This is a genomic window from Pseudomonas zanjanensis, from assembly GCF_014268745.2.
GTDB lineage: Bacteria > Pseudomonadota > Gammaproteobacteria > Pseudomonadales > Pseudomonadaceae > Aquipseudomonas > Aquipseudomonas zanjanensis.
Genome location: NZ_JABWRB020000001.1, coordinates 129,939 through 149,795, shown reverse-complemented (window position 1 = coordinate 149,795; position 19,857 = coordinate 129,939). Strand labels below are relative to the sequence as shown.

Here is a 19,857-nt window from a genome sequence, read left to right as displayed (position 1 = left end):
CTGGGGAGTTCTTTGCGCTGATCGTCTGTTAGAATCGCCTCTTTCAGGGCCACGCGAGTCATCATCCGCCGCCCATTTCGTTTTGAACAGCGCCGTCGGGCGCAGAGAGAGCCTGTATGACCGTTACCCTCAAGACGCCCGAGGACATCGCCAAAATGCGTGTCGCCGGCAAACTCGCCGCCGAAGTGCTGGAGATGATCGCCGACTACGTCAAGCCGGGCGTGACCACCGAAGAGCTGGACCGTATCTGCCACGACTACATCGTCAACGAGCAGAAAGCCATCCCCGCCCCGCTCAACTACAAAGGCTTCCCGAAGTCGATCTGCACGTCGATCAACCACGTGGTCTGCCACGGCATCCCCAACGAAAAACCGTTGAAGGATGGCGACACCCTGAACATCGACGTCACCGTCATCAAGGACGGCTATCACGGCGACACCAGCCGTATGTTCCATGTCGGCAACGTACCGGAGTGGGCCGAGCGCCTGTCCAAGGTCACCCAGGAATGCATGTACATGGCCATCGAACTGGTGAAACCGGGCTGCCGCCTGGGCGACATCGGCGAAGTGATCCAGAAGCATGCGCAGAAGAACGGTTTCTCGGTGGTGCGCGAGTTCTGCGGCCACGGCATCGGCAAGGTGTTCCACGAAGAACCGCAGATCCTGCACTACGGCCGCGCCGGTACCGGCATGGAACTGCAGGCGGGCATGACCTTCACCATCGAGCCGATGATCAACCAGGGCCGCGCCGACACCAAGGTGCTGGGCGACGGCTGGACCGCCATCACCAAGGACCGCAAGTTGTCGGCCCAGTGGGAACACACCCTGCTGGTCACCGAGACCGGCTACGAAATCTTTACCCTGCGCAGCGATGACACCATCGCGCGCGTTTCCGCCTGATCCGTACCCAGCCTATAGATCCAACAGATATAGATAGAAAGGAAAGCCATTCAATGCCGCAGGTGGATCCCGAACTCTTCGACCGCGGCCAGTTCCAGGCTGAACTGGCCCTGAAGGCAAGCCCCATCTCGGCATTCAAGAAGGCCATCCGCCAGGCCCACGAAGTGCTCGACCAGCGCTTTCGCAATGGCCGGGACATTCGTCGGCTGATCGAGGACCGCGCCTGGTTCGTCGATAACATCCTGCAAAAGGCCTGGGAGCAGTTCGATTGGAGCGAGGATGCCGACATCGCCCTGGTGGCGGTGGGCGGCTATGGGCGCGGCGAGCTGCACCCCTACTCCGACATCGACCTGCTGATCCTGCTGGACAGCGCCGATCATGAAATTTTCCGCGACTCCATCGAGCGCTTCCTGACGCTGTTGTGGGACATCGGCCTGGAAGTCGGCCAAAGCGTGCGTTCGGTACAGGAATGCGCCGACGAGGCCCGCGCCGACCTGACAGTGATCACCAACCTGATGGAAAGCCGCACCGTTGCCGGCCCCGAGCACCTGCGCCAGCGCATGCTCGATGTCACCAGCACGGCGCACATGTGGCCCAGCAAGGACTTTTTCCTGGCCAAGCACGCCGAGCAGAAAGCCCGTCACCACAAGTACAACGACACCGAATACAACCTGGAACCCAACGTCAAGGGCTCGCCCGGCGGGCTGCGGGACATCCAGACGATCCTGTGGGTCGCCCGCCGCCAGTACGGCACGCTGAACCTGCGCGCCCTGGCCGGGGAAGGTTTCCTGGTGGAAAGCGAAAACGCCTTGCTGGCCTCGTCCCAGGAATTCCTGTGGAAGGTCCGCTACGCCCTGCACATGCTCGCCGGGCGCTCCGAGGACCGCCTGCTGTTCGATCACCAGCGCTCCATCGCCGGCCTGCTGGGCTTCGAGGGGCAGGATGCCAAGCAGTCCATCGAAAACTTCATGCAGCAGTACTACCGCGTGGTGATGAGCATCGCCCAGCTCAGCGAACTGATCATCCAGCACTTCGAGGAAGTCATCCTCGCCCCCGAGGACGAAGAACCGCCGCTGCCAATCAACTCACGTTTTCAGTTGCACGACGGCTACATCGAAGCGCGTAACGCCAACGTGTTTCGCCGCACGCCCTTCGCCATGCTCGAGATTTTCGTGCTCATGGCCCAGCAGCCGGAAATCAAGGGTGTACGCGCCGATACCATCCGCCTGCTGCGGGAAAACCGTCATCTGATCGACGAGGATTTCCGTCACGACATCCGCAACACCAGCCTGTTCATCGAGCTGTTCAAATGCAAGATCGGCGTGCACCGCAACCTGCGCCGGATGAACCGCTACGGGATCCTCGGGCGCTACCTGCCGGAGTTCGGCTTCATCGTCGGGCAGATGCAGCACGACCTGTTCCACATTTATACGGTCGATGCCCACACATTGAACCTGATCAAGCACCTGCGTAAGTTGCAGTACACCCAGGTGTCGGAGAAATTCCCACTGGCCAGCAAGCTCATGGGCAAGCTGCCCAAGCCCGAGCTGATCTACATGGCCGGGCTGTACCACGACATTGGCAAGGGCCGCCAGGGCGACCATTCCGAGATCGGCGCGGTGGACGCCGAAGCGTTCTGCCAGCGCCATCAACTGCCCCTGTGGGACAGCCGGCTGATCGTCTGGCTGGTGCAGAACCATTTGGTGATGTCGACCACCGCCCAGCGCAAGGACTTGTCCGATCCGCAGGTCATCCATGACTTCGCCCAGACCGTTGGCGACGAAATCCGCCTGGATTATCTCTATGTGTTGACCGTGGCCGATATCAACGCCACCAATCCAACCCTGTGGAACTCCTGGCGCGCCAGCCTGTTGCGCCAGCTCTACACCGAGACCAAGCGGGCCTTGCGCCGCGGCCTGGAAAACCCGGTGGACCGCGAAGAGCAGATCCGTCGTACCCAAAGCGCAGCCCTGGACATCCTGGTCCGCGGCGGCACCGACCCGGACGATGTCGAGCAGCTCTGGTCGCAATTGGGCGATGATTACTTCCTGCGCCACACCGCCGGCGACGTGGCCTGGCACAGCGACGCGATCCTGCAGCAACCGGCCGATGGCGGGCCGCTGGTGCTGATCAAGGAAACCACCCAGCGTGAGTTCGAGGGCGGTACGCAGATCTTCATCTATGCCCCGGACCAGCACGACTTCTTCGCGGTGACGGTGGCGGCGATGGACCAGCTCAACCTCAACATTCATGACGCCCGGGTCATTACGTCCACCAGCCAGTTCACCCTCGACACCTACATCGTGCTCGACACCGACGGCGATTCGATTGGCGACAACCCGGCGCGGGTCAAGCAGATTCGCGACGGCCTCACCGAGGCCCTGCGCAACCCGGCGGACTACCCGACCATCATCCAGCGCCGGGTGCCGCGCCAGCTCAAGCACTTCGCCTTCGCGCCGCAAGTGACGATTCATAACGACGCCCAGCGCCAGGTCACGGTGCTGGAACTCAGCGCGCCGGATCGCCCGGGCCTGCTGGCGCGGGTCGGCCATATTTTCCTGGAGTTCGACCTGTCGCTGCAAAACGCCAAGATCGCCACCCTCGGCGAACGGGTGGAAGACGTATTTTTCATTACCGATGCTCAGAACCAGCCGTTGTCCGATCCGCAACTGTGCAGCCGCTTGCAGGAAGCGATCGTGCAGCACTTGAGCGTCAACCAGGAACCTGATGCCCACCTGACACGCATCAGCATCTGAATCAACATATTCCCCCTGTGGGAGCGAGCCTGCTCGCGATGGCGGCGGAACATCCAGCATTGATGCTTCCTGATACACCGCTATCGCGAGCAGGCTCGCTCCCACATTGAAAGAGGCCCTCAATGAACAACGCTCTGAACCAGCTCCAGCCCTACCCGTTCGAAAAACTCCGCGCCCTGCTCGGCAGCGTCACGCCCAACCCGGACAAGCGCCCAATCGCGCTGTCCATCGGCGAGCCCAAGCATCGCTCGCCAAGCTTCGTGGCCGAGGCCCTGGCCAGCAATCTGGAAAAGATGGCCGTGTACCCGACCACCCTCGGCATCCCGGAACTGCGCGAAGCCATCACCGGCTGGTGCGAGCGCCGCTTCAACGTGCCGAACGGCTGGCTGGACCCGGCGCGCCACGTGCTGCCGGTCAACGGCACCCGTGAAGCCCTGTTCGCCTTCACCCAGACCGTGGTCAACCGGGGCGACGATGCCTTGGTGGTCAGCCCGAACCCGTTCTACCAGATCTACGAAGGCGCGGCGTTCCTGGCCGGGGCCAAGCCGCACTATCTGCCGTGCCTGGACGCGAACGGCTTCAACCCGGATTTCGATGCCGTTTCGCCGGACGTCTGGAAACGCTGCCAGATCCTGTTCCTGTGCTCCCCGGGCAACCCGACCGGCGCGCTGATCCCGGTGGACGTGCTGAAGAAACTCATCGCCCTGGCGGATGAATATGACTTCGTCATCGCCTCGGACGAGTGCTACAGCGAATTGTATTTTGACGAACAGACCCCGCCGCCAGGCCTGCTCACCGCTTGCGTCGAACTCGGTCGCAAGGACTTCAAGCGCTGCGTGGTCTTCCACAGCCTCTCCAAGCGCTCCAACCTGCCTGGCCTGCGCTCCGGCTTCGTGGCCGGCGACGCGGACATCCTCAAGGGTTTCCTGCTGTACCGCACTTACCACGGCTGCGCGATGCCGGTTCAAACCCAACTGGCAAGCATTGCCGCGTGGAACGACGAAGTGCACGTACGGGCCAACCGCGCGCTGTACCGGGAGAAGTTCGACGCCGTGTTGGAAATCCTCAGCCCAGTGCTGGACGTGCAACGTCCCGATGGCAGCTTCTATCTGTGGCCGAACGTGGCGGGCGACGACGCAGCCTTCTGCCGTGACCTGTTCGAACAGGAGCACGTGACCGTCGTGCCGGGCTCCTACCTCTCCCGCGACGTGGACGGCGTCAACCCAGGCGCCGGCCGCGTGCGCATGGCCCTGGTCGCGCCATTGGCTGAATGCGTGGAAGCGGCGGAGCGGATCCGCGCGTTCATCCAGCGTCGGGGTTGATGGCTGTATCGCACTGAAGCGGACCGCTGTTGTGGCGAGGGAGCTTGCTCCCGCTGGGCTGCGCAGCGGCCCCCGAAGCAGTCAACTCAATCTGCCTGACATACCGCGTTACCCGATTTCAGGGCCGCTTCGCAGCCCAGCGGGAGCAAGCTCCCTCGCCACAGGGGCTGGTGTCGCCCCCATATCTGCGAACACCACAAATCCCCTGTGGGAGCGGGCTTGCTCGCGAAAGCGGTGGTTCAGCTTGCACCCATGTTGAATGGGCCTACGTCTTCGCGAGCAAGCTCGCTCCCACAGAGGGTTGATGTTGATCGCGCGTCCTGTGAACAATACCCAACCACTGTGGGAGCAAAGCTTGCTCGCGATGAGGCCAGCACTTATTACATCAAGTCCGAAGCTCTACCCGATCCAGGCACTTGTTCGCCAGCAACATCCCCAACTCAATCATCTGCGCCACCCCCAACGCTACATGCCGTCGCGAGCCGTCCTGATCGAAGGCAAGGTCATTGAGCATCGCATTGGCCGAAGCCAGGGTTTCGCTGAGGTTGGCCAGCAACACTTCGGTGTCGATACCGTCAGCCACCGTGAATAACTGTACTGAAGGCTTGGGTTCTGACTTGCTGTCGTCATCAGGCTTGAGATATTGATCCAGCACACGGTCAGCTGCCTCTTGCAGCTTTTCGGGGGCATAGTCGCCGTAGGGAAAAGTGGAGGCTGATTTTGGTGGGTTTGGAGTTTCTTTGATCATTTGGATGCTCCTTGGGTGTTGGAGCCGCCACAAAGCCTTCTCACGGACTAGAGAGTGGCAGCCGTACGCGGGGTGAGAATCCGGGTCAAACACCCACTAAATACCCGGCCATGTCGAAACATGCCCGCGCACAGCCGCCATAACATGATGTATGGACGAAACGCGCCTGCACTTTATATGGCGGGCGCTTATGCGCATAGTGGGTATTCGGATTCTCACGTCCGGTCGCTGAATTGGTAGCGACACCCAGAGGCTAGAGCCCTCGCTTCCGACGGACAACCTTAAAAACGTGTCGGAAACTTCGGTGCGTCTGACAGACCATAAGCGCTTACTCAGACAAGAAAAGAAATAAAACGCACCTCATCAAAGCAAGCCCTTGATTTTACGGGTTTAACACCTCAACAAAACTCATGCAGCCCTGTTTCAAGAATCAAGCTCGCTTGAATTCGCTGATACCAGTAGCCATGATCGCCCCCGTCACCGGTGAACGCTGGCAGGAGTCTGGGTCCCTCTCCGGGTTGACCCAGCCACGCAGACGGGGCAGAGCAAGCTCAGTTGCGTGTCGATTGAAGCCGCCTTCGGGCGGCTTTGCTTTTTATGAGGTTAAGGATGAGTGCCCGGCAGGACCGCAAGCTGTTGCTTGTGAATGCTTGCAAAAGTCCCACCATGGGACTACATTCTCACCCATGAGAATTATCGCCATCAGTCACCTGAAAGCCTTCTGGGAGAAATACCCAGATTCCGAACAGCAGCTTAAGGCTTGGCTTGACGATGCCAAAAAAGCCACTTGGACCAACCCAAACGACATCAAGGCGCAATACGGTAACGCAAGCATTCTCAAGAGTCGCCGCGTGGTATTCAACATCAAGGGTAACGACTACCGCCTGGTGGTCGCCATTGCCTACCGCTTCGGCGCTGTGTACATCAAGTTTGTCGGCACTCATCGTCGGTACGATGAGATCGACGCAAACACCGTGGAAATGGAGTAATCACCATGAACATTCGTCCAATCCGCACCGATGACGAATACCGGGTAGCTCTCAAAGAGATCTCTCCCCTATTTGAGAATGAGCCTGAACTTGGCACCCCGGAAGGCGATGCTTTTGAAGTCATGGTCACTCTGATCGAGGCCTACGAAACCAAGAACTTCCCGGTTGATCTGCCTGACCCAATTGAAGCCATCAAGTTTCGCATGGAGCAATCCGGACTCACCGCGGCCGATCTGGTTCCCGCTATCGGAAAAACGAACCGCGTATACGAGGTGCTCAACCGTAAACGCTCGTTAACTCTGCCCATGATCTGGAAGCTTCACGATATGTTCGGCATCCCAGCAGAAAGCCTGATAAAGCCAGTAAAAGCTGCCTGATACTAGCCCGGACAGTCCGGGCTTCTTATGTCTTCCAGAAACGACAAAGCCCACATCTGCGGGCTTTGTCGTTAGGTTAAGGATCAGAAAACGGATGTGATCTCGATGATCGCAATTGTTGACCTTCTGAATCCCTCTCGGGGTTGACCCAGCCACGCAGACGGGGCAGAGCAAGCTCAACTGCGTGTCGATTGAAGCCGCCTTCGGGCGGCTTTGCTTTTTATGAGGATAGGGATGTACCCGCACTAAGCCAGCCCCAGAGTCTGATCTTGGGGCGCAAAAGACAGGCAAGAAAAAGCCGAACTTTCGCTCGGCTTCAAGAATAGATAGGGCCAGTAGGCCCTCATGGAGCATCAACAACCAAAAGGTTGAGGGGTTAGCCGCTGCCTAACCATCCCATTACTTACCCTTTACGGGCTGACCATGGGCGGTGCTACGCAGGCCTCATCTGGATTTAACGAGCGGGAGGCTCATGCACACTCGTGGCAAACATTAGAGAAGGGTGTACATCTTGTAAAGCCCATCATAAGGCTAGGTCCGCCTTGCAATGCCAACTACACACATCCAGCAACAGCTTGCCGTTGAAGTGCCATATTAACCGCCTAGCATTAGCCTGACCGTTACACCTATGTCGCAGCCTGCCCTGTGGAATGAGCCAGTGGGAGCAAAGCTTGCTCGCGATGAACGATGGCACAGTGTTGCAGTTGAACCGTGTCGCCTGTATCGCGAGCAAGCTTTGCTCCCACAGGTTTTGTAGCGCATCAACCTGGGCCGCCGCGAAACCGTCCGGTCATGGCATAATCCTTCACCTTTTATTTCCAGCACCTGCAAAGGGGGCAGTTCCTTGACCGATTCAAGCAAAACGTTGCACCTTTTCGGCATCAAAGCCTGTGACACGATGAAAAAGGCGCGCACCTGGCTCGATGATCACGCTGTGCATTACGATTTTCATGACTACAAGACCGCCGGCATCGACCGTGAGCACCTGACCCAATGGTGCGACGAGCATGGCTGGCAAGTGGTGTTGAACCGTGCCGGTACGACCTTTCGCAAACTCGACGACGAACGCAAAGCCGATCTCGACCAGACGAAAGCCATCGAACTGATGCTCGCCCAACCCTCGATGATCAAGCGCCCGGTGCTCGATCTCGGTGACCGAACCCTGATTGGCTTCAAGCCAGATATTTATGCGGCAGAGATCAAGTAAGCCTGCCCAGTCCATTTTGTAGAGGTAATTTCATGTCCACTACCCTGTTCAGCCTGGCCTTCGGCGTCGGCACCCAAAACCGTGAAGGCGCTTGGCTGGAGGTGTTCTACGCACAGCCGATGCTCAAGCCGTCGGCTGAGATCGTTGCCGCTATCGCGCCGATCCTGGGCTACAGCGAAGGCAACCAGGCCATCACCTTCACCACCGCCCAGGCTTCGCAGTTGGCTGAGGCACTGCGCAACGTCGATGCCGCGCAAGCCAAGCTGCTGACCCGCCTGGCCGAAAGCCACAAGCCACTGGTCGCCACCTTGCTGGCCGAAGATGCCCAACTGAGCTCCACGCCTGAGGCCTACCTCAAGCTGCACCTGTTGTCCCATCGCCTGGTCAAGCCCCACGGCCTGAACCTGGCCGGCATTTTCCCGCTGCTGCCGAACGTGGCCTGGACCAGCCAGGGCGCGATCGACCTGGCCGAACTGGCCGAGCACCAGCTCGAAGCCCGCTTGCGCGGCGAGCTGCTGGAAGTGTTCTCGGTGGATAAATTCCCGAAAATGACCGACTACGTGGTCCCGGCCGGCGTGCGTATCGCCGATGCCGCGCGCCTGCGCCTGGGCGCCTACGTGGGCGAAGGCACCACGGTCATGCACGAAGGTTTCGTCAACTTCAATGCCGGCACCGAAGGCCCGGGCATGATCGAAGGCCGTGTCTCGGCGGGCGTGTTCGTCGGCAAGGGCTCGGACCTGGGCGGCGGTTGCTCGACCATGGGCACCCTGTCGGGCGGCGGCAACATCGTGATCAAGGTGGGCGAAGGCTGCCTGATCGGCGCCAACGCCGGCATCGGTATCCCGCTGGGCGACCGCAACACCGTAGAGTCGGGCCTGTACGTGACCGCCGGCACCAAAGTGAAGCTGCTGGACGAAAACAACCAACTGGTCAAAGTGGTCAAGGCCCGCGACCTGGCCGGCCAGCCCGACTTGTTGTTCCGTCGCAACTCCGAAACCGGTGCAGTGGAATGCAAGACGCATAAGTCGGCCATCGAGCTGAACGAAGCACTGCACGCTCACAACTAAGCTTCACTCCCTCACCTGTGGGGGCGAGCTTTTTTTGTGGGAACTGAGCTTGCTCGCGATGGCAGCGACACGGTTTACCGCGAGACCGTGTCATCGTTCATCGCGAGCAAGCTTGGCTCCCACAGATAAAAGCCCGCTCCCACAGGGTCCGGCGTAACTCCAGCAGGGCCCGAAAGCATGTTGATCCAATCCCCTTGGCGCGCCGACTTCCCGGCCATCGCCGCCCTGCAACGGCAAGGCCAGACCTACCTGGACAGCGCCGCCACCACGCAAAAACCCCAAGCCCTGCTGGACGCCCTGACGCACTATTACGCCAACGGCGCGGCCAACGTGCACCGTGCGCAACATTTGCCCGGAGCGCTGGCCACCCAGGCATTCGAAGACAGTCGCCTCAAGGTTTCGCAATGGCTCAACGCGAGGGACTGCGGACAGATCGTTTTCACCCACGGCGCCACTTCGGCGTTGAACCTGCTCGCCTACGGACTGGAACATCTGTTCAACCCTGACGATGAAATTGTTGTCAGCGCCCTGGAGCATCACGCCAACCTGTTGCCTTGGCAGCAACTGGCCGAGCGTCGCGCGTTGAAGCTCGTAGTGCTGCCGCTGGATGCCGATGGAGTGATCGATACCCATGCCGCCGCCGAGCTGATCGGGCCGCGCACGCGCTTGTTGGCCGTGAGCCAGTTATCCAACGTCCTCGGCACCTGGCAGCCATTGCCGGCATTGCTGGCGATGGCCAAGGCGCAAGATGCGCTGACGGTGATCGATGGCGCCCAGGGTGTCGTCCATGGCCGCCACGATGTGGAGGCACTGGGCTGCGATTTCTATGTATTTTCCAGTCACAAGCTGTACGGCCCCGAAGGCCTGGGGGCGTTGTTCGGTCGCACCGAAGCGCTCAGCAAACTGCGTCACTGGCAATTTGGCGGCGAAATGGTCCAGCAAGCCGATTACCACAGCGCCACCTTCCGCCCGGCGCCGCTGGGTTTCGAGGCCGGCACACCGCCCATCGCCAGCGTGATTGGCCTGGGGGCGACACTCGACTACCTGTCCGGTCTCGACGGGCAAGCGGTCATCGACCATGAAACAGCGTTGCACGACTATTTGATTAGCGGCCTGCTGGCGCGCAACGGCGTGCGCCTGGTCGGCAACCCACGCCTGGCCCTGGTCAGCTTCGTGGTCGAAGGTATCCACAACGCCGACCTGGCGCACCTGCTGACCGAGCAAGGCATCGCCGTGCGCGCCGGGCATCACTGCGCAATGCCGCTGTTCAAGCATTTGAAGCTGTCCGGGGCGATTCGGGTATCGCTGGCGCTGTACAACGATTCCGCCGATCTCGAACGTTTCTTCGAAGCCCTGGACCAGGCCTTGGAGATGCTGCGATGAGCCTGCCCGCCGACGCCCTCACCGCGTTGCAGATTTTCCAGGAAGCCTCCGGCTGGGAACAACGGGCCCGTCTGCTGATGCAATGGGGCGAACGCCTGCCGCCCCTGAGCGACGCCGACCAGTGCGAGGCCAACCTCGTCCACGGCTGTGAGAGCCAGGTGTGGCTGGTGGGTCGCTTGCACGACGGGCATTGGCAGTTTTCCGCCAGCAGCGATGCGCGGTTGATCCGGGGGTTGGTGGCGTTGTTGCTGGCGCGGGTCAATGGCTTGTCCGCTGACGAGTTGCAGCAGGTGGATTTGCCGGATTGGTTCAATCAGTTGGGGTTGTCGCGACAGCTATCGCCGTCGCGCAGCAATGGGTTGAATGCGGTGTTGAAGCGGATGTTTGAGCTGACGCAATAACTGTGGCGAGGGAGCTTGCTCCCGCTTGAGTGCGAAGCGCTCATGAAAATGGGGACTGCTGCGCAGTCCAGCAGGAGCAAGCTCCCTCGCCACAGGTTCACCACTCCCTTAGTGAGCAGCGTTGCATTACTGACCGGGCTTGACCCGATCCGCCGGCCGTCGCACGCCCGCCACGATCTTATCCACAGCCTTGGTCGCCGCGACCATGCCGAACGTGGCCGTGACCATCATCACCGCGCCAAACCCACCCGCGCAGTCGAGCTTGACGCCGTCACCGACAAAACTCTTCTGCAAGCAAATGCTGCCGTCCGGCTTCGGGTAGCGCAGTTGTTCGGTAGAGAACACGCAAGGCACGCTGTAGTGGCGGGTCACGGTGCGGGAAAAGCCGTAGTCGCGGCGCAAGGTGGAGCGCACCTTGGAGGCCAGTGGATCGTTGAACGTACGGTTCAAGTCGCAGACCTGGATCAGTGTCGGGTCGATCTGCCCACCCGCGCCGCCGGTGGTGATGATCTGGATCTTGCGGCGCTTGCACCAGGCGATCAGCGCGGCCTTGGCGTTGACGCTGTCGATGCAGTCGATCACGCAATCGATGTTCGGCGTGATGTACTCGGCCATGGTGTCGCGGGTGACGAAGTCCGCCACCGCGTGCACCGTGCAGTCGGGGTTGATCCCGCGCAACCGCTCGGCCATGACCTCAACCTTGGGCTTGCCGACGGTGCTGTCCAGGGCGTGCAACTGACGGTTCGCGTTGCTCACGCAGACATCGTCCAGGTCGAACAGCGAAATCTCGCCCACGCCGCAACGGGCAATGGCTTCCGCCGCCCAGGACCCGACACCGCCGACGCCGACAATCGCCACATGGGCCGCCCGCAGGCGCTCCAGGCCTTCGATGCCATACAAACGGGCGATGCCGGCAAACCGTGGATCTTCTGTACTCATGACCATTACCCCAAAAACCGGCGCGCATTATAGGGCTTTGCCGTGGCAATTCGAGCTGTTCGCGACATGAATCTCACCCCATCTCCTCTGTGGGAGCGAGCCTGCTCGCGAAGGCGATGTGTCAGTTAAATCGATTCTGCTGATCCAACGCTTTCGCGAGCAGGCTCGCTCCCACAGGTTTTGTGTTCCACCTGTCCCCCGCCAGGGGCCCATGAGGGTCGTTTTGCTATAAGATAACCGCCATTTTGTAGCCTCGGCCGAATACCATCCAACGGTCGAACTCAGGACCTGTGGGAGCGGGCTTGCTCGCGAAGGCGTCATCACTGACGCTAAGAGCTTCGCGAGCAAGCCCGCTCCCACATGGACTGCGATCTCCTTTCCTGCTTCCGGAGTTTTCCATGACGGCCCACGCCGACCTCTCGCCGACCCTGCAACTCGCCTGCGACCTGATTCGCCGTCCGTCCGTGACGCCGGTGGATGCCGATTGCCAAAACATCATGATGCAGCGCCTGGGCGACGCCGGTTTCAAGCTTGAGCCGATGCGTATCGAGGATGTGGATAACTTCTGGGCCAGCCATGGCAAGCATGACGGGCCGGTGCTGTGCTTCGCCGGGCACACCGACGTGGTGCCGACCGGTCCGGTGCAGGCCTGGCAGCTCGACCCGTTCAACGCGGTCATCGACGAGCAGGGCATGCTCTGCGGCCGTGGCGCGGCGGACATGAAAGGCAGCCTGGCGGCGATGGTCGTGGCGGCCGAGCGGTTCGTCGCCGACTACCCGGACCACAAGGGCTCGCTGACTTTCCTGATCACCAGCGATGAAGAAGGCCCGGCCCACCACGGCACCAAAGCCGTGGTCGAACGCCTCAAGGCCCGCCAGGAACGACTGGACTGGTGCATCGTCGGCGAGCCGTCGAGTACCACGTTGGTGGGCGACGTGGTCAAGAATGGTCGTCGCGGCTCCCTCGGCGCGAAGCTGACCGTGCGCGGCAAGCAAGGCCACGTGGCTTATCCACACCTGGCGAAGAACCCGATCCATCTGGCCGCGCCGGCCCTGGCTGAATTGGCGGCCGAGCATTGGGACCACGGCAACGATTTCTTCCCGCCGACCAGTTTCCAGATCTCCAACCTCAATTCCGGCACCGGTGCGACCAACGTGATCCCCGGTGACCTGGAGGCGGTGTTCAATTTCCGTTTCTCCACCGAATCCACCGTCGAAGGCCTGCAACAACGCGTCGCCGATATCCTCGACAAGCATCAACTGGACTGGCACATCGACTGGGCCTTGTCCGGCCTGCCCTTCCTCACTGAGCCGGGTGCCTTGCTGGACGCCGTGTCGTCGAGCATCAAGGACGTGACCGGACGCGAAACCAAAGCCTCCACCAGCGGCGGCACGTCCGACGGTCGTTTCATCGCCACCATGGGCACGCAAGTGGTAGAACTGGGGCCGGTCAACGCGACCATCCATCAGGTCAACGAACGTGTGCTGGCCGCCGATCTCGACGTGCTCACCGAGATCTACTACAAGACGCTGATCAAGTTGCTCGCCTGATGCTTGCCTGTCCGATCTGCAGTGAGCCGCTGAACGCGGCGGACACCGGCGTGGTGTGCCCGGCCGGGCATCGGTTCGACCGTGCGCGGCAGGGTTACCTGAACCTGCTGCCGGTGCAGCACAAGAACAGCCGCGACCCTGGCGACAACCAGGCGATGGTCGAAGCTCGCCGCGACTTTCTCAACGCCGGGCATTACGCCCCGGTCGCCCGGCGCCTGGCCGAGCTGGCCGCCGAACGTGCGCCTGGGCGCTGGCTCGACATCGGTTGCGGCGAAGGCTACTACACCGCGCAAATTGCCGAAGCGCTGCCCAATGCCGATGGCTATGCCCTGGACATCTCTCGCGAAGCGGTCAAACGAGCCTGCAAGCGTAACCCGCAACTGACCTGGTTGATCGCCAGCATGGCCCGGGTGCCGCTGGCGGACGGCTGTTGCCAGTTCCTGGCCAGCGTTTTCAGCCCGCTGGACTGGCAGGAGGCCAAGCGCTTGCTCAGCCCCGGCGGCGGACTGATGAAAGTCGGCCCCACCGCCGGCCACCTGATGGAATTGCGCGAGCGTCTCTACGACGAAGTACGCGAATACACCGACGACAAGCACCTGGCCCTGGTACCACCGGGCATGGAGCTGGATCACAGCGAAACCCTGGAATTCACACTGGTGCTCACCGATGGCCAGGACCGCGCCAACCTGCTGGCGATGACGCCCCATGGCTGGCGAGCCAGTGCCGAACGCCGTGCCAGCGTGATCGAGCAGGCCGAGCCGTTCGAAGTCACGGTGTCGATGCGCTACGATTATTTCATTCTTCAATAATGACCTTTAGGCCTCGGGCAATCGCCTGGGGCCAGTTAAATCCGCGAATGGATTTTTCAAGACCGCAGCGAGGACATCCATGCGCCAACCCGATATCGAGATTTACCTGAAGGACGCCGACGTCGACCACAAGGCCATTGCCCACTGGCTCGGCCAGGCCCTGGGGCCTTGCAGCGACTGGGTACAGAAAGGCCAGACCTACAAGTGCAAGGCTGGCAACATCCCGGTGACCTGGCTGCCGAAGGCCGTGGGCAAATGGAACAGCCTGTACCTGGAAAGCGACCAGACCCCGTGGGAAGACGACATCGCCTGCGCCCGCGCCGCCTTCGCCGCGCTGAACGTCGAAGTGCGCTGCGCGCCTGGCTCCTGGGTGGAAGAGGAAGGGGAAGAATCGGCGGACCGCTGGATTCGCATCAGCGCCGATGGGGAAGAAGAGATTACCTGGAAGACGGCGTGACCCTAGTCTCAGGTCCAACCTGAACCTAAATGTGGGAGCGGGCTTGCTCGCGAAAGCGGTATATCAGGCAATATTTTCATTGGCTGACACACCGCTTTCGCGAGCAAGCCCGCTCCCACAAGGGATTTGCGGTGACTGCAAGAACGGGTTACAACCCCACCACATCCTCAGCCTGCAAGCCCTTCTGCCCTTCCACCACCGCGTACTCGACCTGCTGGCCTTCAGTCAGTGAACGGTGGCCTTCGCCGCGAATCGCGCGGTAGTGCACGAATACATCCGCGCCGCCTTCACGCTGGATGAAGCCGTAACCCTTCGCGTCGTTGAACCACTTCACACTGCCGGTTTCCCGTGCTGCCATGATGCTCACTCCCATCTCTTATTATTAAGTCGGCTTTTCCCGCCCGACTGCAAAAGGCAAAGCCGTACGAACCTAAGCCACCGTCCGGCCGTCCATGGAGAAGGCCGGAGCAGTAACCGGCCGAGTATATGACACCCGGAAAAACTCTCAACTGACTTTACTTCGGTGCTTTTTTGCCGATTTTCGATGAATCCGGCACACTAGCGAGCCCGAGCAGCCGCTCGGTTTTATCCACTCATGCAGAAGCCGTATGACCCGCTCCCCGTTCCGCCGTCTTGTGTTTGGCACCCTGCGCCGACTGTTGTACCTCTGGGTTCGCTCCGAGACGATCAACCAGTCGTCCTTCACCCTCAACCTCGACCGCAGTCGTCCGGTGTTCTACGTCCTGCAAGATCCCTCGCTCACCGACCTGGCGGTGCTCGACACCGAATGCACCAAGGCCGGCCTGCCCCGTCCGGTGCTCCCGGTCTCGGTGGGCAACCTGCTGGAGCCGGCGGCGTTTTTCTACCTGACGCCAGCGCCAGACTGGATCGGGCGCCAGGACAAGCGCGGCGCACCGCCCACCCTGACGCGGCTGGTCGACGCCCTGACCCACAACGCCGCCGAAGATGCACAAATCATCCCGGTCAGCGTGTTCTGGGGGCAGTCGCCGGACAGCGAATCCAGCCCCTGGAAGCTGTTGTTTGCCGACAGCTGGGCCGTTACCGGGCGCCTGCGTCGCCTGCTGAGCATCATGATCCTGGGGCGCAAGACCCGCGTGCAATTCTCCGCGCCGATCCACCTGCGCGAATTGATCGAACACGACAAGGGCCACGAACGCACCGTGCGCATGGCCCAGCGGATTCTGCGGGTGCACTTCCGCAATCTGAAGGCGGCGGTCATCGGCCCTGACATTTCCCACCGACGCCACTTGGTCAAGGGCCTGTTGAACCAGCCGCTGGTCAAGCAGGCGATTGCCGAGGAAGCCGAGCGGGAAAAGATCTCCCCGGAAAAAGCCAAGGCCCAGGCCCTGCGCTACGGCAACGAAATTGCCTCGGACTACACCTACACCGCGATCCGTTTCCTGGAAGTGGTGCTGAGCTGGTTCTGGAACAAGATCTACGACGGCATCAAGGTCAACCACATCGAAGGCGTGCAGAACGTCGCCCAGGGCCACGAAGTCATCTATGTGCCGTGCCACCGCAGCCACATCGACTACCTGCTGCTGTCATACCTGCTGTTTCGCAACGGCCTGACGCCGCCGCACATCGCTGCCGGCATCAACCTCAACATGCCGGTGATCGGCGGCCTGCTGCGCCGTGGCGGAGCGTTCTTCATGCGCCGCACCTTCAAGGGCAACCCGCTCTACACCTCGGTGTTCAACGAATACCTGCACACGCTGTTCACCAAAGGCTTTCCGGTGGAATACTTCGTCGAGGGCGGTCGTTCGCGCACCGGGCGCATGCTGCAACCCAAGACCGGCATGCTCGCCATCACCCTGCGCAGCTTCCTGCGTTCGTCACGCATGCCCATCGTCTTCGTGCCGGTCTACATCGGTTATGAACGGGTACTGGAAGGCCGCACCTACCTGGGCGAACTGCGTGGGGCCAGCAAGAAAAAAGAATCGATCTTCGACATCTTCAAGGTCATCGGCGCCCTCAAGCAGCGCTTCGGCCAGGTGGCGGTGAACTTCGGCGAACCCATCAAGCTGGCGGAATTCCTCGACAGCGAACAACCGGATTGGCGCCAACAGGAATTGGGCCCGCAATTCAAACCGGCCTGGCTCAACGCGACCACCCACCGCCTCGGCGAACGCGTGGCCCGGCACCTGAACGAAGCCGCGGCCATCAACCCGGTCAACCTCGTCGCCCTGGCGCTGCTGTCCACCAGCCGCCTGGCCCTGGACGACCGCGCCATGGCCCGGGTGCTCGACCTGTACCTGGCGTTGTTGCGCAAAGTCCCGTACTCGCCCCACACCACCCTGCCCGAAGGCGATGGCCAAGCGCTGATCAAGCACGTCAAAGGCATGGACCTGCTGTCGGAACAGAGCGATGCCCTGGGCAAGATTCTGTACCTGGACGAGCAGAACGCGGTGCTGATGACCTACTACCGCAACAACGTGCTGCACATCTTCGCCCTGCCGGCGTTGCTGGCGAGCTTCTTCCAGAGCAGCTCGCGCATGAGCCGCGAACAAATCCTGCGCTACACCCATGCGTTGTACCCGTACCTGCAATCGGAGCTGTTCATTCGCTGGTCGCTGGAAGAACTGGACGGCGTGGTCGACCAGTGGCTCGACGCGTTCGTCGAACAGGGCCTGCTGCGTTTCGAAAACGACCTGTACCTGCGTCCGGCGCCAAGTTCGCGGCACTTCGTGCTGCTGACGTTGCTGTCGAAAAGCATCGCCCAGACCTTGCAGCGCTTCTACATGACCGTCTCGCTGCTGCTCAACAGCGGTCAAAACACCGTCAGCGCCGAAGAACTGGAAGACCTCTGCACCGTCATGGCCCAGCGCCTGTCGATCCTGCATGGCCTGAATGCGCCGGAATTCTTCGACAAGAGCCTGTTCCGCCACTTTATCCAGACGATGCTCGACCTCGACGTGCTGCGCCGGGACGAAGCGGGCAAGCTCAGCTATCACGAGCTGCTCGGCGAACTGGCCGAAGGTGCGGCCAAGCGGGTGCTGCCGGCGGAGATTCGTTTGTCGATCCGCCAGGTGGCATTGCATCGCAGTGAAGACGCGGCGGAGGTCGCCGTCAGCCCCGACCTTTGACGCATGCCGATCACTCACCGTGAACCATGGAACGGTTCTGGTGAGTGAGTGGGTCAATCGCCAGGCCTACTCCGACGCTTCGCAGCGGCCAAGACGACGTCAAACGAAGAAAAGACCTACAGAGAACTTTGGAGCAGCTCTCTAGGATGGGCTTACGTCAATCTCGACGTATTGAAAAGGAATTCAACTCATGAAACACGCAATCAACGTAACACTGCGTCTGCCAGACGATTATCAAGTCCCACAAACAGGCGCAGGGGATTATGCAATTTCCATCGAAAAAAAGACCGGTCTGCCAGGCGCCTATCCTGCCATCAGCTCCAACGTATTTCCGGCGGGAACACCTCTGGTCTTTTCCTTCCACATCGTTCCCGATTTCGACCCGGCTGTCCCAGGGGATGAGTTCTCGGTGAAGATGCAAATCAACCATGAAGGCACTGACCTTCTAGCCGATAACGAACATGCCTTCATTTGGAATGGAGGCGATCAAGACGTTGAGATCGATCTGAGCCTGGCGCCCTCGTCGGCCAGTGAGATCGCGTCCAACATCTGAGTCGTTACGTTTCGGCTGGATTTTTGGTGCCGATTCCTCCAGATTCTCTTTGACGCCAGCGTGTTGCTGGCGTCAAAGGAAAGGTACTTCCACATGAAAAAATGTCTTCTGCTTGCATTCACTTCACTGCTGGCCGCGTGCCAATCATCAACGCCACCCGCCGCCTCCGTCGCGAGCCTCGATGGCGAAGTCTTCTATCTGCAACGCATCGCCCTGCCGCCCAACGCCACCTTGAGCGTGAGCCTGCAGGACGTTTCCCTGGCCGACGCTCCTGCGGTGGTGCTCGATGAGCAGCGCGGCCCAGTCAAAGGCCAGGTCCCGTTGCCGTTCCACCTCAGTTATGATGCCAATCAGGTCAAGCCCGGCCATCGTTATGCCGTGAGCGCCCGCATCGAAGTGGACGGCCAGTTGATGTTCATCACCACTGAACAGCATACGGTCCAACTCGATGGCAAAGATCCGCAGCCGTTGAAGATTCGCGTCAACGCCGCACGCTGATTCCTTTTAAATTCCATCAAGGAAGCTGCCATGCTCCGCCCTACCCTTCGTTTCACCGGCCTGTGTGCCGGCCTGTTGATCTGCGCCAATGCCATGGCCCTGTCCCTGGGCGACCTGTCGCAACAAGATGCCACGGGTGGCCTCAAGGACGCCTTGACCCAAGGCGCACAGGTGGCGGTCAAGCAACTCGGCACTCCCGGCGGCTTCAGCAACAACCCGGACGTGAAGATCGAACTGCCAGGCAAGCTGGGCAAAGTTGCCAGCAAGATGAAGGCCTTCGGCATGGGCGAGCAGGTCGATCAATTGGAAACCAGCATGAACCAGGCTGCTGAGGCCGCCGTGGTCCAGGCCCAGCCGATCCTGGTCAATGCCGTGAAGAACATGAGCGTGAGCGATGCCAAGGGCATCTTGAGCGGCGGCAACGACTCGGCCACGCAATACCTGAACAAGAGCAGCCGCGAGCAGATCCGCGCCAAGTTCCTGCCCATCGTCAAGCAAGCCACCGACAAGGTCGGCCTGGCCCAGCAATACAATGCCTTCGCCGGCCAGGCCGCCACTTTCGGCGTGCTGGATGCCAAGAGCGCCAACATCGAAAACTACGTGACCGAACAGGCGCTGGACGGCTTGTTCGAAATGATCGGCAAGCAGGAAGCCACCATTCGCCAGAACCCGGCGGCTGCGGCGACCAGTTTGGCGAAGAAGGTGTTCGGTACGCTCTAAGCCAAGCGCAAAAACACTGTGGGAGCGAGCCTGCTCGCGATGAATACACCGTCTATCTGACAAACCACAATCCTG

General features: G+C 60.8%; 19 protein-coding genes. 16 read left to right on the top strand and 3 right to left on the bottom strand.

All coding sequences use genetic code 11. The annotated features are described in order from the left end of the window. The first annotated feature begins 116 nt into the window (after positions 1–116). The 3 genes from map to dapC all read left to right on the top strand — a co-directional run bounded on the left by map (position 117) and on the right by dapC (position 4,977). Entirely contained in the window at positions 117–899 is a 783-nt protein-coding gene (map, locus tag HU715_RS00670) for a type I methionyl aminopeptidase (protein WP_186705495.1), read from the top strand. A gap of 53 nt (positions 900–952) precedes the next feature. After that, on the top strand, positions 953–3,655 hold the full coding sequence (locus HU715_RS00665) for a [protein-PII] uridylyltransferase (RefSeq protein ID WP_186705494.1): 2,703 nt from the start codon (positions 953–955) through the stop codon (positions 3,653–3,655). 122 nt (positions 3,656–3,777) lie between these two features. Continuing rightward, positions 3,778–4,977, top strand: coding sequence for a succinyldiaminopimelate transaminase (dapC, locus tag HU715_RS00660; RefSeq protein WP_181289171.1), 1,200 nt, complete (start codon positions 3,778–3,780; stop codon positions 4,975–4,977). 385 nt (positions 4,978–5,362) lie between these two features. Here the strand turns inward: dapC and HU715_RS00655 are convergent, their stop codons facing one another. Continuing rightward, the gene (locus HU715_RS00655; RefSeq protein WP_039591988.1) at positions 5,363–5,725 is read right to left on the bottom strand and encodes a DUF6124 family protein; all 363 of its coding nucleotides are present in this window, start codon (positions 5,723–5,725) and stop codon (positions 5,363–5,365) included. Between the two features lie 686 nt (positions 5,726–6,411). Here HU715_RS00655 and HU715_RS00650 point away from each other — a divergent pair. From HU715_RS00650 to HU715_RS00625, 6 genes are all read left to right on the top strand, one after another. Continuing rightward, the gene (locus tag HU715_RS00650) at positions 6,412–6,714 is read left to right on the top strand and encodes a type II toxin-antitoxin system HigB family toxin (protein ID WP_053118835.1); all 303 of its coding nucleotides are present in this window, start codon (positions 6,412–6,414) and stop codon (positions 6,712–6,714) included. A 5-nt stretch (positions 6,715–6,719) separates the two neighbouring features. Beyond that, complete coding sequence (locus HU715_RS00645) at positions 6,720–7,091, top strand: helix-turn-helix domain-containing protein (RefSeq protein ID WP_186705493.1); 372 nt, start codon at positions 6,720–6,722, stop codon at positions 7,089–7,091. An 844-nt stretch (positions 7,092–7,935) separates the two neighbouring features. After that, positions 7,936–8,298 (top strand): ArsC family reductase, encoded by a 363-nt coding sequence (locus HU715_RS00640; protein WP_186728925.1) that lies wholly within the window; start codon positions 7,936–7,938, stop codon positions 8,296–8,298. Positions 8,299–8,330: 32 nt separating this feature from the next. Then, positions 8,331–9,365 carry a 2,3,4,5-tetrahydropyridine-2,6-dicarboxylate N-succinyltransferase gene (gene dapD, locus HU715_RS00635; protein ID WP_186705492.1) on the top strand — a complete coding sequence of 345 codons (1,035 nt, stop codon included), beginning with the start codon at positions 8,331–8,333 and terminating at the stop codon, positions 9,363–9,365. A gap of 177 nt (positions 9,366–9,542) precedes the next feature. Then, on the top strand, positions 9,543–10,748 hold the full coding sequence (locus HU715_RS00630; RefSeq protein WP_186705491.1) for an aminotransferase class V-fold PLP-dependent enzyme: 1,206 nt from the start codon (positions 9,543–9,545) through the stop codon (positions 10,746–10,748). Continuing rightward, on the top strand, positions 10,745–11,149 hold the full coding sequence (locus HU715_RS00625) for a SufE family protein (RefSeq protein ID WP_186705490.1): 405 nt from the start codon (positions 10,745–10,747) through the stop codon (positions 11,147–11,149). Before HU715_RS00630 ends, HU715_RS00625 begins: the two co-directional genes overlap by 4 nt. Before the next feature lie 126 nt (positions 11,150–11,275). Here HU715_RS00625 and tcdA read toward each other — a convergent pair whose 3' ends face one another. Continuing rightward, positions 11,276–12,094, bottom strand: a complete 819-nt coding sequence (tcdA, locus tag HU715_RS00620; protein WP_030139502.1) for a tRNA cyclic N6-threonylcarbamoyladenosine(37) synthase TcdA — start codon at positions 12,092–12,094, stop codon at positions 11,276–11,278. A gap of 392 nt (positions 12,095–12,486) precedes the next feature. On the opposite strand from tcdA, the gene dapE reads away from it, so the two are divergent. The 3 genes from dapE to HU715_RS00605 all read left to right on the top strand — a co-directional run bounded on the left by dapE (position 12,487) and on the right by HU715_RS00605 (position 14,904). Beyond that, entirely contained in the window at positions 12,487–13,638 is a 1,152-nt protein-coding gene (gene dapE, locus HU715_RS00615; protein ID WP_186705489.1) for a succinyl-diaminopimelate desuccinylase, read from the top strand. Beyond that, positions 13,638–14,447, top strand: a complete 810-nt coding sequence (locus HU715_RS00610; protein ID WP_186705488.1) for a putative RNA methyltransferase — start codon at positions 13,638–13,640, stop codon at positions 14,445–14,447. The genes dapE and HU715_RS00610 overlap by 1 nt, the downstream gene beginning before the upstream one ends. Positions 14,448–14,526: 79 nt before the next feature. Beyond that, positions 14,527–14,904 (top strand): hypothetical protein, encoded by a 378-nt coding sequence (locus HU715_RS00605; protein WP_186705487.1) that lies wholly within the window; start codon positions 14,527–14,529, stop codon positions 14,902–14,904. A 148-nt stretch (positions 14,905–15,052) separates the two neighbouring features. Here the strand turns inward: HU715_RS00605 and HU715_RS00600 are convergent, their stop codons facing one another. Next, on the bottom strand, positions 15,053–15,262 hold the full coding sequence (locus HU715_RS00600) for a cold shock domain-containing protein (RefSeq protein ID WP_003198198.1): 210 nt from the start codon (positions 15,260–15,262) through the stop codon (positions 15,053–15,055). A 250-nt stretch (positions 15,263–15,512) separates the two neighbouring features. Here HU715_RS00600 and plsB point away from each other — a divergent pair, with 250 nt between their 5' ends. The 4 genes from plsB (at position 15,513) to HU715_RS00580 (ending at position 19,782) form a co-directional block, all read left to right on the top strand. Further along, on the top strand, positions 15,513–18,011 hold the full coding sequence (plsB, locus tag HU715_RS00595; protein WP_186705486.1) for a glycerol-3-phosphate 1-O-acyltransferase PlsB: 2,499 nt from the start codon (positions 15,513–15,515) through the stop codon (positions 18,009–18,011). Positions 18,012–18,201: 190 nt separating this feature from the next. Beyond that, complete coding sequence (locus tag HU715_RS00590; protein ID WP_186705485.1) at positions 18,202–18,564, top strand: hypothetical protein; 363 nt, start codon at positions 18,202–18,204, stop codon at positions 18,562–18,564. Positions 18,565–18,657: 93 nt separating this feature from the next. Beyond that, the gene (locus HU715_RS00585; RefSeq protein WP_186705484.1) at positions 18,658–19,062 is read left to right on the top strand and encodes a YbaY family lipoprotein; all 405 of its coding nucleotides are present in this window, start codon (positions 18,658–18,660) and stop codon (positions 19,060–19,062) included. A 30-nt stretch (positions 19,063–19,092) separates the two neighbouring features. Continuing rightward, positions 19,093–19,782 (top strand): DUF4197 domain-containing protein, encoded by a 690-nt coding sequence (locus tag HU715_RS00580; RefSeq protein WP_186705483.1) that lies wholly within the window; start codon positions 19,093–19,095, stop codon positions 19,780–19,782. Positions 19,783–19,857: the final 75 nt, after the last annotated feature.

What these genes read in the sequence shown, in the direction of transcription:
- HU715_RS00590 (WP_186705485.1), top strand. Translation starts at nt 18,202, where the DNA reads ATGAAACACGCAATCAACGTAACACTGCGTCTGCCAGACGATTATCAA.
- HU715_RS00580 (WP_186705483.1), top strand. Translation starts at nt 19,093, where the DNA reads ATGCTCCGCCCTACCCTTCGTTTCACCGGCCTGTGTGCCGGCCTGTTG.
- HU715_RS00650 (WP_053118835.1), top strand. Translation starts at nt 6,412, where the DNA reads ATGAGAATTATCGCCATCAGTCACCTGAAAGCCTTCTGGGAGAAATAC.
- HU715_RS00610 (WP_186705488.1), top strand. Translation starts at nt 13,638, where the DNA reads ATGCTTGCCTGTCCGATCTGCAGTGAGCCGCTGAACGCGGCGGACACC.
- HU715_RS00625 (WP_186705490.1), top strand. Translation starts at nt 10,745, where the DNA reads ATGAGCCTGCCCGCCGACGCCCTCACCGCGTTGCAGATTTTCCAGGAA.
- dapC (WP_181289171.1), top strand. Translation starts at nt 3,778, where the DNA reads ATGAACAACGCTCTGAACCAGCTCCAGCCCTACCCGTTCGAAAAACTC.
- HU715_RS00655 (WP_039591988.1), bottom strand. Translation starts at nt 5,725, where the DNA reads ATGATCAAAGAAACTCCAAACCCACCAAAATCAGCCTCCACTTTTCCC.
- HU715_RS00605 (WP_186705487.1), top strand. Translation starts at nt 14,527, where the DNA reads ATGCGCCAACCCGATATCGAGATTTACCTGAAGGACGCCGACGTCGAC.
- dapE (WP_186705489.1), top strand. Translation starts at nt 12,487, where the DNA reads ATGACGGCCCACGCCGACCTCTCGCCGACCCTGCAACTCGCCTGCGAC.
- HU715_RS00600 (WP_003198198.1), bottom strand. Translation starts at nt 15,262, where the DNA reads ATGGCAGCACGGGAAACCGGCAGTGTGAAGTGGTTCAACGACGCGAAG.
- tcdA (WP_030139502.1), bottom strand. Translation starts at nt 12,094, where the DNA reads ATGGTCATGAGTACAGAAGATCCACGGTTTGCCGGCATCGCCCGTTTG.
- plsB (WP_186705486.1), top strand. Translation starts at nt 15,513, where the DNA reads ATGACCCGCTCCCCGTTCCGCCGTCTTGTGTTTGGCACCCTGCGCCGA.
- dapD (WP_186705492.1), top strand. Translation starts at nt 8,331, where the DNA reads ATGTCCACTACCCTGTTCAGCCTGGCCTTCGGCGTCGGCACCCAAAAC.
- map (WP_186705495.1), top strand. Translation starts at nt 117, where the DNA reads ATGACCGTTACCCTCAAGACGCCCGAGGACATCGCCAAAATGCGTGTC.
- HU715_RS00585 (WP_186705484.1), top strand. Translation starts at nt 18,658, where the DNA reads ATGAAAAAATGTCTTCTGCTTGCATTCACTTCACTGCTGGCCGCGTGC.
- HU715_RS00630 (WP_186705491.1), top strand. Translation starts at nt 9,543, where the DNA reads ATGTTGATCCAATCCCCTTGGCGCGCCGACTTCCCGGCCATCGCCGCC.
- HU715_RS00665 (WP_186705494.1), top strand. Translation starts at nt 953, where the DNA reads ATGCCGCAGGTGGATCCCGAACTCTTCGACCGCGGCCAGTTCCAGGCT.
- HU715_RS00645 (WP_186705493.1), top strand. Translation starts at nt 6,720, where the DNA reads ATGAACATTCGTCCAATCCGCACCGATGACGAATACCGGGTAGCTCTC.